A 14,901-nucleotide genomic window follows, 5' to 3' on the forward strand; every position below is an offset into this window, starting at 1 on the left:
TGCGGCGCAGCGTGGTGCGTTCGGAGCGCATGTAGAATTCTCCGCCCGGTGCTATCGCCGGGAACGGCACGGCACGTCCGTCCTCCATGCGCAGCATCGTCACGTCTTCGTCCTCGAAGCTCTCCACCGTGCGGTCGTATCGGCAGTGCGTCCCGTGTCCGAGCCATCCCTCGTATCCCGAGTCGGAATACCACGCCCTTGTCCATTCCAGCGGCAGCGGAGAGGGGAATCCGAAGTCCGTGCCTTCGTAAACCACGGCTCCGTTTACAAGGTTCACCGGCTCGAAACCGTTCTTGCACAGGTATGCGCTCAGCTTCTTTGTCGAGGGAAACCGATCCTGTATGTTGGTATTTTGTAAGACCTTTGTATTAAATTTCGCTAGTGCCCTTCCGACTCCCTTGCTTCCTAGTTTTATCAGTGAGCTGAATCCGATACTTGACGCAAGCCCTGCCAGCATTCCTCCCCAGTCGGGTACATAGGGACCGCCCACCATGACGGGCTTTCCGGTCGGTACCGGGAGTGAGAAGGAGGTCGGCGCGAACAGACTCGGTATGAGGCTTGTCTTTCTCGCCTTGTTCTTTTCTATGGCTGCCGACAGGGGTATGCCCACGTCGTTGCAGGTCATCACCATGTATCCCTTCGGACTCATGCGGCTGCCGTCACAGAACGTGTTCTGTGAGGCGAAGAAGTTCATGCTCTCATTCCCGATCATGGATGCCATGGCAAACGGGCCGGCAAGCGGTATGTGCATCAGGGGGATGATCATCCCGCCCGTATCGGATACGCCGCGCTTCAGTCCGTTCACGCTCACGTTCGTACCCAGGAACGGTATGTAGTCAGCGGGGTCTATCACCATCCCGACGTAGGGATGGATAGGGTTGAATGGGGGAGCCGTCGTCACATGTACGTCAACCCCGATCACCATGGTGGTATGACTGTCCGCTAAGAGCATAATTTCGTTATTTTGAGTTTACAGAATATTCCGCATTGAGTTTGGCTGCCAGTTCCTTGGTAGATAGCTGCCAGTCCTCGCCGTATAAATTTGCCATACGTTTCTCGATTTCGTCTCTTTTGGAGGAGTCGATGCTGTATGTCTTGTCTAGATAGGTAGAGGCGATAAATGAAAGATTGATGATTCTCAATTCTTCGTCAGTGAATGAGTAACCGTACTCAAAAGCCTCGTTTAGGATCGGTTCGTACGTAAGCCTGTCTTTTTTCAGTGCCATCAGCAGTGCATAGTTGTATTCGTTTACAACCTCTGTCTTCATATCAAGTTCCTTGGCTATTCTTACGGCAGTCATAAACTGTTTGATGGCACTGCTTACATCCTTATTATAGCTGTCCACCGTACCTTTATAGTTGTAGAGTTGCAGCAGGATTTGTGCGCAGTCCCGCTCCTCATGATATTTAGGGAGTACAAGGGCAATTCCTTTGTCAAACAAGTCATGACAGAACCCGGATTCACGGTGAAATTTAATCATGAAACCGCCAAATATGAGGTAGGCTGAAGCCATGAGTGCCGTTCCACCGATTTCACGGCTTAGCTTTATCAGTTCATTTCCGAGTCTTTTGGCTTCGTCCTTTTTCCCTTTCGATGCAGCTTCTCCTAATTCGAACAGGCATTTGCGATATTTCACGTGTGGGTCTTGCGGGTTGCCTTGTGTCGCAATCTCTTTATATGCACCGGTCATATTTTGGTCCGGAATGTCAATCAGGCAGAATTTGTCTTTCAATTCCTCGTGCAGACTTTCATAAACCTCCCTCTTTTTATAATCAATCAGAATGATTGCCACACCTTTAGGTAGCAGTTCGGCAATGTTCTTTATTGCTTCATTCAGTGATTCCACATCGTTGATACGGGATATGAAATAAGTTATGCCCAGCAGATTGTCGTTTCCGACAAATTCCTTGAAACTTGTTACCAGACGGATATACAGGTCTCTCAATCCTTCGGCTGTCATGGAATCTGCTGATTCCGATTCTGACTTGAAGGTGGAAAAATCCTTCCACTTCCAGTCTGGGTTCTTTTCCGCATCGGCAGAAAAAGAGGTTATCCATTCTTTTATCAGAAACCTGTAAAAGTCTGTTGTATCATTGTAATCTGTCTTGAAACCTACGATTATGTCCGGAGTGCGGCCATATTCGGATGCTTCCAGTCTTATAAATCCTTCCACAATCTGAAAATCAGCAGGTTCACAGGCGAGGCAATAAATCTTTGCATCGGGAGTTTTCTCTCGATGCTCAATCCATAAGTCCTGTATGCAGTTGATTCTTATGGCTATCGGATTATGCTCGTTATTTATCATGGATTAAGATTTAATAAAGCGCCTTTTATGTTTGTCATCGTAGAGCCGTCCACATCCACGGTAGCACCTGTTGCTTTCAGTGAGGCAGATGCTTTTATGTCTATTGTGGCAGCCTCTTCCTTGATGGAGGCGCTGCTCTTTATTTTTGCTTCGGATGTACCTTCGAAAGTAGAAGTTTTTCCAAGCACTTCAACTTCAGAGTCAGCTTCGATTCTGATTTTTTCGTCAGCACGCATTTCTATCTCTTTGGAATGGATGCTTATCTTGTCCTTGGCATCTATGGTGATTGTCTTGTCACCGTTCAGCATGACGGTACTTCCACTGGGATCAGCAATGGTGATGCTTCCTTTGTCATCATCAATCGTTATGGTACATCCGCTCCGGGTAGTCAGGCTCTTTTTCTTGTTGCCGCTGTCACCGCCTGCACCGGTATTTCCGTTGAACAGGCTGCCCATTACGAATGGGCGGTTCGGGTCGTCATGCCGGAAGCCTACCAACACGATGTCGTCTTTTTCGGGGATGAAGACAAATCCCCTGTTGGTAGATACTTTGTCGCCCATTCCTGCATCCGGTGTCATGACACGTATCCATGAGGTTTTCATATCTCCCGACTGCCAGTTCATTTTTACCTGAACGCGTCCCTGCTTCTTTGGGTCATCGTTGCTTACCACTACCGCCTGTTGCGTCTGTGCTACAGGCAATGGTACATCTGGAGCTGGCAGGTTAGGTATTGTTGCGCTCAGTGCCGTAAATGTATTGTAATAGCTGTTGCCGGAACCTATTATATGGGTTATCTCCGTAATGATATACGAGTCGAGCATCTGTTCTGTAAAACTGAAATCCTCACCTTGTATGGCTGTTTGTATATCAACTACACTGCCTACTGTCAGGCTATAGCAATCGCTTTCGCAGCTAACATAGTGTGAGGCCGCAGTATCGCTCTGTTGTTTCTTCTGGAAATAGTTGTCAAGTTCTACTTTGTTGGATATACGGGGTTCTGCATATTGGTTGGCCGGTGACTTGAACAGTCCTAAGGAAGCCTGAAATGCTGAATGTCCCAAACTGCCAAGGCCTCTTGGTGTGTCTGGTGATGTTGATTCAAACTTTTGTCCGTCTTCAGAGTGGTAGGATTGGCCTGCCAGCGGACGGGCGATGGCTTGGATGGATATGTCAAGGCTCTGCAGGTTTCTTCCGTACATCAGAGGTATGCCGCTTGCAGCAGCAGGTTTGCCAAATACCAGCTGCTTTCCGTCATAATATAGCCATTCGTGATACTGTCTGGCCAGCCTGCGGATAAAGTCAAAATTGCTTTCCCTGTATTGGCATTCGTATGCTATCTTTTCTGTGTATTCGGGAGAAACAAGGGCTGTTATTCCGGCTTTTTCACAAACTTCGTTGACGATGTTGGCCAAAGTCTTGTCCAGCCACGAAGCGCATGTCGGTTCTGACTCCAGAAGGAAAGTATTTGAGTATCCCGTCAGGAGCAGGCAACCGTGATTTCCGGCTGCTCTGTGTAGTGAAACATGTGTGGCTATTCCCACAAATGTATTTTCACCCATCAGTATGACGACTTTTTTTCCAAGCCAGTTCTTTGCCTTTTCCAGTGAATGCGTTGCATAGGCTTCGCCCACCTCTATATCAAAACTTATCTCGAAATAGTGATGGTCATTGATTACCTGTTTCAGCATTACCTGCAGAAAAGAGTGCTGCGGATTTCCATCTATGCTGATTGATATTTTCTTTTCTTCCAGCATGGCAATAGTCTGTTAAAAGTTTGATAACAATTGAAGCTCCTATTCCTGAATTATGTCAGGGCATAAAAACAGGAAAAGGAGACCTCAAAGCCTGATTTTTTGAAATTTCCTCTGGTTCTTCCCGACGATTTCTGTTTTATTTATGGAAGAAAAGGGAAAAAACAAAGCATCATTCTTGCTAATCGCAAATATACGTGAATGAAAAAACAAAACCAAATTTTATAAGCCGTTTTTGATATGAAGAAAGTGAAATAACCGTTTTGATTTTCAATATCTTCTGATTGATAAGTTAACAGCAGAAATATTTTTAATGGCATTTTTATTTGGAAAATAAATTATGCCGCCCTAAGCTGGATGCTTGGAGCGGCATAATAATCATTTATTCCCTTGTAAGGTAGATCTCTTCATCAGTTTTTCGGCCATCTGTTGTCAAGCGCAGCGTTGCCCACATTGATAAGCTCAGCCGAGAATGTGAGTGCGATGGTCATCGGCACGTTGTTGTTCACGTCAAGAGTTTCCTTGTAGTAAACAATGTAGGCGTTCTTGAACTCGATTTCCTTCATCTTGGCATCCTCTTCAATCTTCTTGTACACGATTTTTCCTTCCACCTGCTTGAACTGGCTGTTCAGCATGGCTTCGATTGTCGCAGTGTCGTCCGTTGATTCGATAACTACCGAAACACGTCCTCCCTGGATGTTTGAGGATGGTTTTCCCTTCGCGTCTGTTGTACGACTGAATTCATACTCAGAGTGTAGTACGTCATACTCTTTTCCTGCAAATTCCAATGTAGCTCTAAATGATGCCATAATTAATAGAATTTAAAAGTTTAACAATAAATTTGAGTGACTCTGTTTCCCTTTTCTGAATCCTGTCTGTCTTCCGGCAGAAAACAAAAAAAGAGAAAACTTCAAAAACGATCTTTTGAAATTTCCTCCGGTTCTTCCAGACGATTTCTGTTTTATTTGTGGAAAAAGAAGAAGAAAAATAAAACATCATCTTTGTTATTCGCAAATATAATCATTTGTCTGATAAAAACAAATCTTTACCATCTGTTTTTACTCTATTCAGATAAACTCTCATGGTACTTTAATTCGAAATCATAATAAGAACTATACAACAAAAGGTAAAGTAGCAGGGAAAATAGGTGATAAATTAACAGGTATTGGAATTATTGTTGATTTAGTATTATATGTCGCAGGAGAACAAAATATTAATCAGACAGCAATAAATATCGGAGTGCCTACAGGTTTATTTTTAATAGGTAAAATTAGTGTACCGGTATCTGCCTTTGGTGGAATACTATGGTTTATTCTTAATACGCTACATACAAATGCTAGAACCTCTGTAGGAACATATGAGCAGATACATGGTAGTATTACACCATCGGATGCCACTAAAGTTCATTTCCCTCATTGTGAGAAAAAGTTAATTCCAAGAATTTATGAAAGGCCGCAATACTACATTAAAGAAAAATAAAATATCATTTTGGGAAAATATTTTTTTCTGGATTTGGTTTTATACACCTAAAAGTGGTTATGCACATAGGTCATATGGGGTCATTACAATAATCCAATATATTTACATTATTTTTGTTATTGGAATTTTGTTAAACTGCTTAAATCTTAAAAACTCATTGTTGTTATATTCAAATATTAAAGAGTTCATATTTTTTGTGGGGATACTTTTTCCTATACTTTTTTTTATAAATATGACTATATATAATCACATAAAATATAAAAAGTTGCAAGATCTATTTTCTAAAATGACTACTATTAACAGGATTAAGCAAAAGAAAAAATTCTATGTTTTTATTATTTTAACAATGCTAGTAATGTGTATTGATATTGCATTGCTGAATGAGTTTAAAAGACAATTTATCATGGTAATGTAAATGCTTTTATAAACATAAAGCTTAAATTTGTAAAATAGGCTGATTATAAAGCCCATGCTAAATTGTAAAGTTGTTTATTATTGCATGTGTGAGTTGAAGTTTTGAATCAATGCCGTAGGTATACATTTATGTCATTTGTTTATAAAATAAGTCAAGTTATAGCTCCTTCTTGAAGGGTATTCCAGGAAATCAGAAACCCGATTGTTGATAAGGTTAGTGTTTTTTCTTTGCCTATTGTATTTTTACATGGATTGGTTCATATATGATTTTAGCATATTTTCATCGTTGAACTATACAATACTTCGGTAAATTTTTACCGAAAGATTAAAAGTTAAACAATAGAACCGGCAAAAGCTGGTTCGGAAACACTAAAGAGGTCATTGAAATGTTGTCAAAAACGAATGGTTAAGCATGAAGAAATGTGCTGAAAAAAGTGTGCTAACCTGCTGATAATAAAGATAAAAAGTATTACATGATTTGTTGATATTTAGTAAATTAGAAATCACATACACATCTAATTATGACTAAAGAAACCCTCCTTATGCAATACCAATCCGAGTGCCTGTCGGCTCTCAAATCAGTTGCGAATATACACAAACCTTTTGAAAAAACGTTCATGGACACCATGAAATTATTCATGGCCATCCCAGATCGTATAAACTTCCTCCAATTGGGCAGATATGGCTGTTTCTCAGAACAGACTTATCGTAACCTTTTTGAGCATGAAACTTTCGACTGGTTTGCGTTCAACGGATCTATCATCAGCAAGCATCTCACAGGCAAAAGAAAAGCCATCGCCATCGATCCTTCCTATATCCCCAAATCAGGCAAGAAGACACCTTGGATAGGTTACTTCTGGTCTGGTTGTGCAGGAGAATACAAGCGTGGACTGGAAATCATGGGCATCGGTGTCATTGACATCGACAACCTGAATGCATGACTTTAGGTTCCATTCAGACGCCGGATTGTAAGACCTTGGATAATATGGACAAGAACCTCGTTGACTGGTACAGCAGCTATCTTATCAGTAGAAAAGACAAGCTGCAAAGCATATACAAAACGGTGGTTGCAGACGCATTCTTTTCCAAGGAAACTTTCGTAACGCCTATGTGTGAGAACGGTTTCCATGTTATCAGCCGCTTTAGGAATGATGTTGTCCTGTACTATCCGACATTGGAAAAGAAAACAGGAAAACGTGGTCATCCCAAGTGGTTTGACGGCAGGATTGACTTTGCCAATCTGGATTTGACCCGGTGCAAGGAATACGAGGTGAACAAAGGAAAGCTATACGGATTGAGGGCTTATGCTAAAGCTTTCAAAAGGTATGTTTCCTTAGCCATCTGGTATCCGATGGACGGAAGAACAGACAAGTGGCAACTTTATTTCTCTACAGACGATTCCATGGATGGACGCGAGGTGCTGGATTATTACAGAACCAGGTTCCAGTTGGAATTTTGCTTTAGAGATGGCAAGCAGCATGCAGGAATCACCAACTGCCAGTCTACCGACTTCAGGAAATTGTATTTTCACTTCAATGCATCGCTTGCTGCTGTCAACTTGGCCAAAGCGGCATGTAAGAGGATCGGAATAACCTATTCCATATCCTCCTGCAAGTCTTTCATACACAATGCTTATATGCTTGAACGATTTATTTGCGTGTTCGGGATTAACCCAGACATGCAAGTTATTGACAAACTTTTCAAAGAACTCATTTTATTTACTGCCAGAGCCGCTTAGGCTTGGCGAATTTTTAACGAACTATTGACTATATTAAAAGCATTGAGTCTTTATTTATTTGCATTGGAAACAATAACTCGTGCAAGAAAAGATATTCTTGCAGAATCTAATAAATATTCTAAATTTGGAAGAATATCGTTTAGGGTAAGTGCTTTAATTTCTATATATCAAGGCTATAAAGCTTTTAAAGCAGGAGATGATCAAGGAGTAATTAAAGCAGGTGCTGATGTTATAGTAGGTATTATAGCTACGTGGGGTGGTCCTGTTGGATGGGCTATTAGCGGAATTTATATGTTTTTAGATTTGGCTGGAGCATTTGATCCAAGATATACAAAGTGTGTGTCACCTTATGCTAATAACCCTCATGTTCATTTGCGGGATAAAACCTATGTTAAACATCCTGTTATGCCTACATATCTACCCCGTAGAATACCATCAGCTTCTGCCAGCAATGCTGTATTCAGGCAAGGTTATAAAAGATACTGATATGAATGTTTGGAAATATATTTATATACGATTTTTTAAGATACGACGTAGAATAATAGGTCGTGATGGTGCAGACGAGTTTGCTGCAATGTTATTTGTGGCATTTTTTGATGTATTATTGTTTTTTGGAATAATGATACTTATTGATAAATTAGTTAATAATATTTTATCAACTAAATACGAACCTTTTTTTTCGCTTTCTATATATTAGGGATGTTTACCATTGACTGGTTTCGCAATCGTTCAATGTGTAAAAATGGAGCTTTTGAGCGTATTAAAAAGGAAGTTGAGAATGAACCTGAAAAGTTGAAATGGAGTCTTTTATCCATCCTATATATGATATTTGTGATTCTCTTTTTTTTATCGTGTTGCTACATTGGAAAGTACGGATTAAACCTTTGAGGTTGACTGTAAGAACAAAATTGATGATACATAAATGAATGTTTGGAAATATATCTATATTAAGTTTTATAAATTTCGTCAATGTGGGTTGGGTAAAACACTCGGAGAAGATTATGCTGCAATGTTGTTTGTAGCATCTTTTGATGTGCTTTTGTATTTTGGAATGCTAATACTTATAGACAAATGGGTAGATAATGTATTATCATTCAAAATGAGCCATTGTATTTTGCTCTTTATTTATTGGGAATGTTTACTATTGAACGGCTTCGTAACCGTTCAATGTGTAAAAACGGAGCTTTTGAGCGTATTAAAAAAGAAGTTGAGAATGAACCTTTAAAGTTGAAATGGAGTCTTTTATCCATCCTATATATGATATTTGTGATTCTCTTTTTTTTATCATGTTGCTACATTGGAAAGTACGGATTAAACCTTTGAGGTTGACTGTAAGAATAAAATTGATGACACCCAAATGAATGTTTGGAAATATACCTATATTAAGTTTTATAAATTTCGTCAATGTCTATTAGGTAAGACACTTGCAGAAGATTTTACATCATTGTTGTTTGTTGTAGGGCTTGACTTTTTGTTATATTCAGGGATTGTATTTTTGACAGATGGATTAACAGGTTATAATTTGCTTCCTGACCACAAGCCTTTGTATACACTTATTTTTCTCTGTGGAGGTTTTATTCTTTGGATGATTCATAATCATACCTTGCGTAAAAAGGGAGCTTTTGAGCGTATAAAAAAAGAGGTTGAGGAAGAATCCAGAAAATTGTTGTGGGGAACACTCTCGCTGTTTTTTATTTTATTTACGCTTGCATTTATAATATCGTTAATGTACTTGTGGTCTAAAAAGATGATACCGGTTTTAGTTTCATTTTGATAAATATTTATATATCATTGATCAAAGACAGTAAGTATGTTAAAGGAAATAGTTTATTGGGTATATCAATTCTTTTTCAAATTGAGACGTTCTCAAAAAGATAAAGATGATGATGACTGGTGGGATTCAGTAATGTTTATTTCAATATGTTTGTTTGCTAATGTACTTACTTTACTGAATATAATTAAATATTATACATCCTTTGATATACTAGAAAAAATTCCTATAACTACAAAATATGAGTTTTCTTCTTGGATTTTTATAACAGTGATAATGGCTCCATTTATTGGTTTTGTATTTGTAAGATACTTTATCAAAGATAGGTTGTCAAATATGCTTTTGGAATATACTGCGAAGTCCAAGAGACGATTAAGATGGGGTAGTTTTTTTGTCTTTTGTTATATTATTATGACCTGGGTGGGATTCCTTATGTCATTAAGTTAACTTTTTACTTCAAATAAAATGAGTATTTTGACTGCTATATATAAAAGAAATCTTTTATTAGACATATTCTTTATAAGCAGTTGTTCAAGAAAGATAAAAACTTGATTATTAATTGCCATTAGCATACTTTCAGTATTGTACTATTAAAGCGTTTAGTTCTTATTCATTGAAATAAAAGAATGGCATATAATGTCCTACAAATCATACACCATTTTTATTAAGCTAGTATAATTCCCTTTATTCGTTCAGTAAATTTGTTCCATTATATTCCGAATATTTATTTTTCCGTTTTTACTCAATACCTGTTATATTGTATTATTTATCTTGCACTCTTGGCATTATTGTCGGCCAGATTTTATTATGCAAAGGTACAGCTCAGGCTGGACGTCATGTACCGCATTGCTAATTGACATTACATTTTTCCAGAAGCCTTCCACAAATCAGAGATTTGGGTATTCCATAAAAATATTATTCAATTTACTTGTCTTACCATCCTATCTACGCTGTAATCTATGGCATATAAAATTTATCCCGACAAGAAGCCAATCAGCTTCAAAAAAGGGAAAATAAACAATATGTCAAACAATTTAAAACTTTGAATTATGCCTAATTGGTGTACTAGTGCGTATGTTATTTGTGGTAACGCAAGCGAAACAAAAGAACTGTATGATTTGATGAGTAAATTGCAAGCTATGAAAGAACCGTCTGTGGAGAATGGTTTTGGAACGACTTGGCTTGGGTGTTTGGTAGAAGCCTTGGGGGGTGACTATAATGAGATTTATTGCCGTGGTGATTGGAATAGCCTTGAAGCAGGTGATGGTGTTTTGACGCTTTCTACAGAAACGGCTTGGGGACCATGTAATGAGGTGTTTGATTTTTTATGCAGTAAATATCCGTCTCTTCGTTATTATTTTCAGAGCGAAGAACCGGGAATGGGAGAGTATCTTACTAATGATAGTAATGGATATTATTTTTCCGAAAAATACTATGTAGATATTTGTACGCCTGATGAAAAATATTTAACGGAGTATTTTAGGGACAGTTTGTCTATGTTCAAATGGTTTGAGGATTTGCTTGAGCAGCCAATTAATTCCGAGCAGGATATTAAAGCAATAACAGAAAAATGGCAAGAAGTGAACGAAGATGCTTTTTGTAACATATATGAATTCAAGGTGGTAGCTTGAGAAAATAGTGAGAGAGGAGAAGCCTGAAAGGTTTCTCCTCTCTTCGTCTTTGTGTACCAGATATGCCCGTTTTTCTATTCTTACTCTCTCTTATAAATTACATTCCCTTTTATAGATAATGGATATTATAATATCTGATTGTTTGCTTTTCTAACGTTTCGTTTTTTCTGCTTTTTCACTTGTTTTCGCTTACTGGCTGTTCTTGGGCGGGGTTATGATTTTATATACAAAGGTACAGTGCTCGTTGGTATGACAAGTACCGTATGACTAATGGCAGGGTATTTGATCGGCAGCCTTCCTCAAATCATAGATTTGGGTATTCCGACCAAATACTCAGCCATTTTCTTGTCTTCCCTTCCTTTCCACACTGTATTCTACGCATATAAAATCAATCCCGACAAGAAGGCTGCAAAAGCTTCAAATTGAGGGAAAAAATAAAAATGTTCAACTAATTAAACTAAAAGACTATGCACAGTAGAATTTTTCAGATTACAACATCAAAGGTTGACAAAGAAAATTATCTTAATGAGGATACACTTGAGCAGGGGTGTAGCAGCTTTTATGATTATTGCTCGGAGATAACCGAAGAAGAACGTCGAGATAATATAGACTACTTGGTAAATCATGTTTTGCCACAGAGTATGTTTGAACCTGTAGATGACAATACTTTCAGGTATATAGGTGGTGCGGAGGAATGGAAACGGGAATTTGTGGACTGCATTCACAAGAAAGTGGATGAAATTACTTCTGAGAGTGCGCTGGAGTGGATTGGACCAGTCTATCAGCTTGAGAAGACACTGAAAAACCCGCTTAATACGTCATATCATTTTTATATGGATGAAGATGGTTTTCAGTCGTATGCCGAAGAGTCTTATGAATTTATGCAGTTTGTTTGCAAACTTGAACCAGGCACTTTGTTGCATATTGGTGGTGTTATTGATTATCACTTCTAATGAGGACAAAGACAATTTATCTAAAGGAGGCAGGGAAGCGGATTTAAGCCGTTTCCCTCAGCTTTCATAATTATGGTTACAAGCCACTTTTGCTGTTATTTTATAATACTTGTTTTGCCTTTTTTATTCCAATATAGATTGTTATACACTCTTATACTTGCTTTTATCAAACTTTTCTATTGTATCAGTAGCTCTTTTTGCATAGATGTCATTATACTCGCATAATTGTTTTTTTTACTCAGCAAATGTACGGCGAACGAATGACTGTTCAAGTACCGCTGCCGCTACATCGTAGAATTTTTCTGAAACTTTCCGGAATCACAGATTACGGTTCTTCATAAAAATTCATCCTCTGTTCCTTGTTCCCATTCTTCTTTCCGCCGTGATGTTTGCACGTAAAAATCAACCTTACGGCGAGTCTAAAGACTCAATATAAGGGAAATAAATAAACTTAATAAATATTTGGATTATGGGAAAATATGATTTTATCAAGAAAGGGAATGTTTTGTTTTGGCATGACCCTGACAATGGACTCTCTGACGGAGTTTATCAAGTTGTTTCTGTTCCGGAGGTTATAGAGGACGATAGTATTATTCTTATTGTGGCATCAGGTTCTGAAGCGGAGGTTTATCCCACAGAACTCTCCCCGATAAATTCAGGTAGGAGTTACAAGGAAGCATTCTTACGATGGAAGGCTGAACGTGAAGCAGACGGAAAGGTATTTTATGACAGGCTCTCAAAGGTAATGGATACGGACTATGAAATGAAGGTTGGTGATATGGTTATTTTTACAAATGATGCCAGTCTTGTATTTGGTCCTTATGAGGTGTTGGCATTTGAAAAACCGGACAATAACAAAGACGGATGCGTATATATTGACCATAATAATTATTGGTTCTCAGAACGTCCCGAAAATTTATTGCTTGTTCAGAAAGGAGGTGGGTTATGACAAAGGAAGACAAGTATCTTTGGCGACTCTGCAAAAATATTATTGCAGGGCGTTTCAATTGGCGTAGGTATTGCAGCCAGCAGAGTTATTTCGGCCGTGAGATTTGTGTAACACCTCTTTTCTGTTCCTATGGGCAGATTGGTTACACAGTAAATTTTCCTTATTCAAGAATGCCGGATGTAGAATATGACTGGGAACTTGACGAATTGACCATTGACGAAATGGACTATCAGAAATATTTTGAACAAGAGTAGGCTTGAAAGTAAGAGGGACGGAAACAGCCCTCTTACTTTCGCTTCCTGTATTATCTCCTGAAGCCGCCCCACTCCATTTCTTCAGCTTCGCAGTATTCTTCCATATTTTCCAACTTTTCATTCACTTCCGTCAGGTTGTCATCTAGTGCCTTATCGTGGTTATACTCGAAGCTGTGCTGTACCGCTAGTCCTGCATTGGTTGCAGAACCTACGTCCAATGTATCTTTTTCCCTATTATAGTTGATATACAGCACTTCACCATTGGGCATTTCAAAGACTGGGGTTTTCTTTTGCATTATTTCCGCAAATTGTTCTGCAACCATAGCTTTTGCCACCTCTTTTACATCATTGCTGGCTCTACCTATACCATATCTGCGGATATGATCTCGAACTTCCTGTTCGGTGTATTTCAGCATAATGTCATAGGTTCCACCGACACTTCCGTTATACACCACAGCAAAGTTTTGGTCCTCAATCAGCAGATTATCACCACGATTTTGTAGTGGTGATGAGTAAGTGTACTGTTCATCCATGCCGTTACCGTCATAATACTCTTTGGCAAGAGCAAGCAAACCATTATAGTCGCCCTTGTCCTTTAGTTCTTCCAATTGTTTGGTATCATCGGACATTTGTAGATAGGCTACAGATGCGTAATACATCTTTTCTTTAGGTGCTTCTGTCTGTTTCTCCTTTTCGGCCTTTTCTATTTCTATATCCTTTGCTATCTGGTCTATTTTCTGCGTGATCATGGATGATGCCTTCTTCACGTCCATAAGCACGGTCTTAATGTACTGGGGCGACTCCTTCAGATTATCCAGCCATGATTTCAGGTACGGACAGCTGTCTTCCTTGATATGCTTTGTCATTCCGTATCGTTGGGCGGTCAGCGCTCCGCATAACTCAGCCACGAGTTCCTCGTCACTATACTCCTTTGAGCCGAAAGTGGTCGGCTTAAAACGACCAAGTACGTCTTCCGCACCTGTCGAATGTCCCATCTCATGGAACAGAGTTCCATAAAATGATTCTCCGCTCTTGAATTGCACTTTCTCTGGAACGGTGATTTCATTCTTGCTTATTGAATAAAAGGCATCATCCTGATGTCTCACATTGATGGGGCAGATCCACAGATTGTCGCGTATCATCCTGTCCGCCGGTTCAAAACTGAACATTTCGCCTTCATGAACAAATGGGTGGCCGTTTTCCTTTTCCAGTTTCTCCCACAGTTCTGGACGGGCCTCTTTCAGATTTGTCTGCGCAACGTTAAACACACGAAAAACCTGCATTTTGGGATATACGTTATACTGTTCCTTTTCATCATTTGACAGATTTTTATAATCATCATACTTGATCTTTTCCTTAGTTTCCTTGTGGATACAAGTGAAGGTGGTCAGCATGACGGGAAACGATTTCTCACCTTTCAGTACAGAAACCCTTGGCAGTTCCTCACCGTCCTTGCCCGGCTTGTTCAGCCGCTGTACGCAGTCAAAGGTGCAGAATCTCGGAATAGTATATCCTTCCTTTTCACAGTGCAGCATAAGTAGGCTCGGTATGGGACGCCTTGTCGTCTTTCGGCGATAGGTTTCCCCATACCTGCCTCCAAACCGAACGTACATGTCTCCATGTATTCGGCTTTCCGTTGGTAATGTCAATTTTCT

12 protein-coding genes and 1 pseudogene are annotated in these 14,901 nt (G+C 39.4%); 8 read left to right on the forward strand and 5 right to left on the reverse strand.

The window, feature by feature from the left end; translation table 11 throughout:
* The 4 genes from H8S64_RS21470 to tssD all read right to left on the reverse strand — a co-directional run.
* The coding region (locus H8S64_RS21470) for a DUF6531 domain-containing protein (protein WP_255469669.1) at positions 1–694 on the reverse strand (694 nt) is incomplete at its 3' end.
* A gap of 265 nt (positions 695–959) precedes the next feature.
* The gene (locus H8S64_RS21475) at positions 960–2,306 is read right to left on the reverse strand and encodes a hypothetical protein (RefSeq protein ID WP_186978678.1); all 1,347 of its coding nucleotides are present in this window, start codon (positions 2,304–2,306) and stop codon (positions 960–962) included.
* Entirely contained in the window at positions 2,303–4,060 is a 1,758-nt protein-coding gene (locus tag H8S64_RS21480; RefSeq protein WP_186978679.1) for a type VI secretion system Vgr family protein, read from the reverse strand. The genes H8S64_RS21475 and H8S64_RS21480 overlap by 4 nt, the downstream gene beginning before the upstream one ends.
* A 407-nt stretch (positions 4,061–4,467) precedes the next feature.
* Entirely contained in the window at positions 4,468–4,866 is a 399-nt protein-coding gene (gene tssD / locus H8S64_RS21485) for a type VI secretion system tube protein TssD (protein ID WP_186978680.1), read from the reverse strand.
* Positions 4,867–6,471: 1,605 nt separating this feature from the next.
* On the opposite strand from tssD, the pseudogene H8S64_RS21490 reads away from it, so the two are divergent.
* The 8 genes and pseudogenes from H8S64_RS21490 to H8S64_RS21525 all read left to right on the forward strand — a co-directional run bounded on the left by H8S64_RS21490 (position 6,472) and on the right by H8S64_RS21525 (position 13,246).
* Positions 6,472–7,688 (forward strand): annotated as a pseudogene (locus H8S64_RS21490) (transposase).
* Between the two features lie 24 nt (positions 7,689–7,712).
* Positions 7,713–8,174, forward strand: a complete 462-nt coding sequence (locus H8S64_RS21495; RefSeq protein WP_222621228.1) for a hypothetical protein — start codon at positions 7,713–7,715, stop codon at positions 8,172–8,174.
* A gap of 1 nt (position 8,175) precedes the next feature.
* A complete protein-coding gene (locus H8S64_RS21500; protein WP_186978682.1) occupies positions 8,176–8,385 on the forward strand; it encodes a hypothetical protein in 210 nt (69 codons plus the stop codon).
* A 660-nt stretch (positions 8,386–9,045) separates the two neighbouring features.
* Positions 9,046–9,462, forward strand: a complete 417-nt coding sequence (locus H8S64_RS21505) for a hypothetical protein (RefSeq protein ID WP_186978683.1) — start codon at positions 9,046–9,048, stop codon at positions 9,460–9,462.
* A 1,046-nt stretch (positions 9,463–10,508) separates the two neighbouring features.
* Positions 10,509–11,090: a hypothetical protein gene (locus H8S64_RS21510; protein ID WP_186978684.1), complete on the forward strand. Its 582-nt coding sequence runs from the start codon at positions 10,509–10,511 to the stop codon at positions 11,088–11,090.
* Positions 11,091–11,557: 467 nt separating this feature from the next.
* Positions 11,558–12,043 carry a hypothetical protein gene (locus tag H8S64_RS21515; protein ID WP_186978685.1) on the forward strand — a complete coding sequence of 162 codons (486 nt, stop codon included), beginning with the start codon at positions 11,558–11,560 and terminating at the stop codon, positions 12,041–12,043.
* A 469-nt stretch (positions 12,044–12,512) separates the two neighbouring features.
* Positions 12,513–12,992, forward strand: a complete 480-nt coding sequence (locus H8S64_RS21520) for a hypothetical protein (RefSeq protein ID WP_186978686.1) — start codon at positions 12,513–12,515, stop codon at positions 12,990–12,992.
* Positions 12,989–13,246 carry a hypothetical protein gene (locus tag H8S64_RS21525; protein ID WP_186978687.1) on the forward strand — a complete coding sequence of 86 codons (258 nt, stop codon included), beginning with the start codon at positions 12,989–12,991 and terminating at the stop codon, positions 13,244–13,246. The genes H8S64_RS21520 and H8S64_RS21525 overlap by 4 nt, the downstream gene beginning before the upstream one ends.
* 50 nt (positions 13,247–13,296) lie before the next feature.
* Here H8S64_RS21525 and H8S64_RS21530 read toward each other — a convergent pair whose 3' ends face one another.
* A complete protein-coding gene (locus H8S64_RS21530; protein ID WP_186978688.1) occupies positions 13,297–14,859 on the reverse strand; it encodes a zincin-like metallopeptidase domain-containing protein in 1,563 nt (520 codons plus the stop codon).
* Between the last annotated feature and the right edge of the window lie 42 nt (positions 14,860–14,901).

The sequence above is a fragment of the Butyricimonas hominis genome, from assembly GCF_014287455.1.
GTDB lineage: Bacteria > Bacteroidota > Bacteroidia > Bacteroidales > Marinifilaceae > Butyricimonas > Butyricimonas muris.

What these genes read in the sequence shown, in the direction of transcription:
- H8S64_RS21475 (WP_186978678.1), bottom strand. Translation starts at nt 2,306, where the DNA reads ATGATAAATAACGAGCATAATCCGATAGCCATAAGAATCAACTGCATA.
- H8S64_RS21480 (WP_186978679.1), bottom strand. Translation starts at nt 4,060, where the DNA reads ATGCTGGAAGAAAAGAAAATATCAATCAGCATAGATGGAAATCCGCAG.
- tssD (WP_186978680.1), bottom strand. Translation starts at nt 4,866, where the DNA reads ATGGCATCATTTAGAGCTACATTGGAATTTGCAGGAAAAGAGTATGAC.
- H8S64_RS21500 (WP_186978682.1), top strand. Translation starts at nt 8,176, where the DNA reads ATGAATGTTTGGAAATATATTTATATACGATTTTTTAAGATACGACGT.
- H8S64_RS21505 (WP_186978683.1), top strand. Translation starts at nt 9,046, where the DNA reads ATGAATGTTTGGAAATATACCTATATTAAGTTTTATAAATTTCGTCAA.
- H8S64_RS21510 (WP_186978684.1), top strand. Translation starts at nt 10,509, where the DNA reads ATGCCTAATTGGTGTACTAGTGCGTATGTTATTTGTGGTAACGCAAGC.
- H8S64_RS21515 (WP_186978685.1), top strand. Translation starts at nt 11,558, where the DNA reads ATGCACAGTAGAATTTTTCAGATTACAACATCAAAGGTTGACAAAGAA.
- H8S64_RS21520 (WP_186978686.1), top strand. Translation starts at nt 12,513, where the DNA reads ATGGGAAAATATGATTTTATCAAGAAAGGGAATGTTTTGTTTTGGCAT.
- H8S64_RS21525 (WP_186978687.1), top strand. Translation starts at nt 12,989, where the DNA reads ATGACAAAGGAAGACAAGTATCTTTGGCGACTCTGCAAAAATATTATT.
- H8S64_RS21530 (WP_186978688.1), bottom strand. Translation starts at nt 14,859, where the DNA reads ATGTACGTTCGGTTTGGAGGCAGGTATGGGGAAACCTATCGCCGAAAG.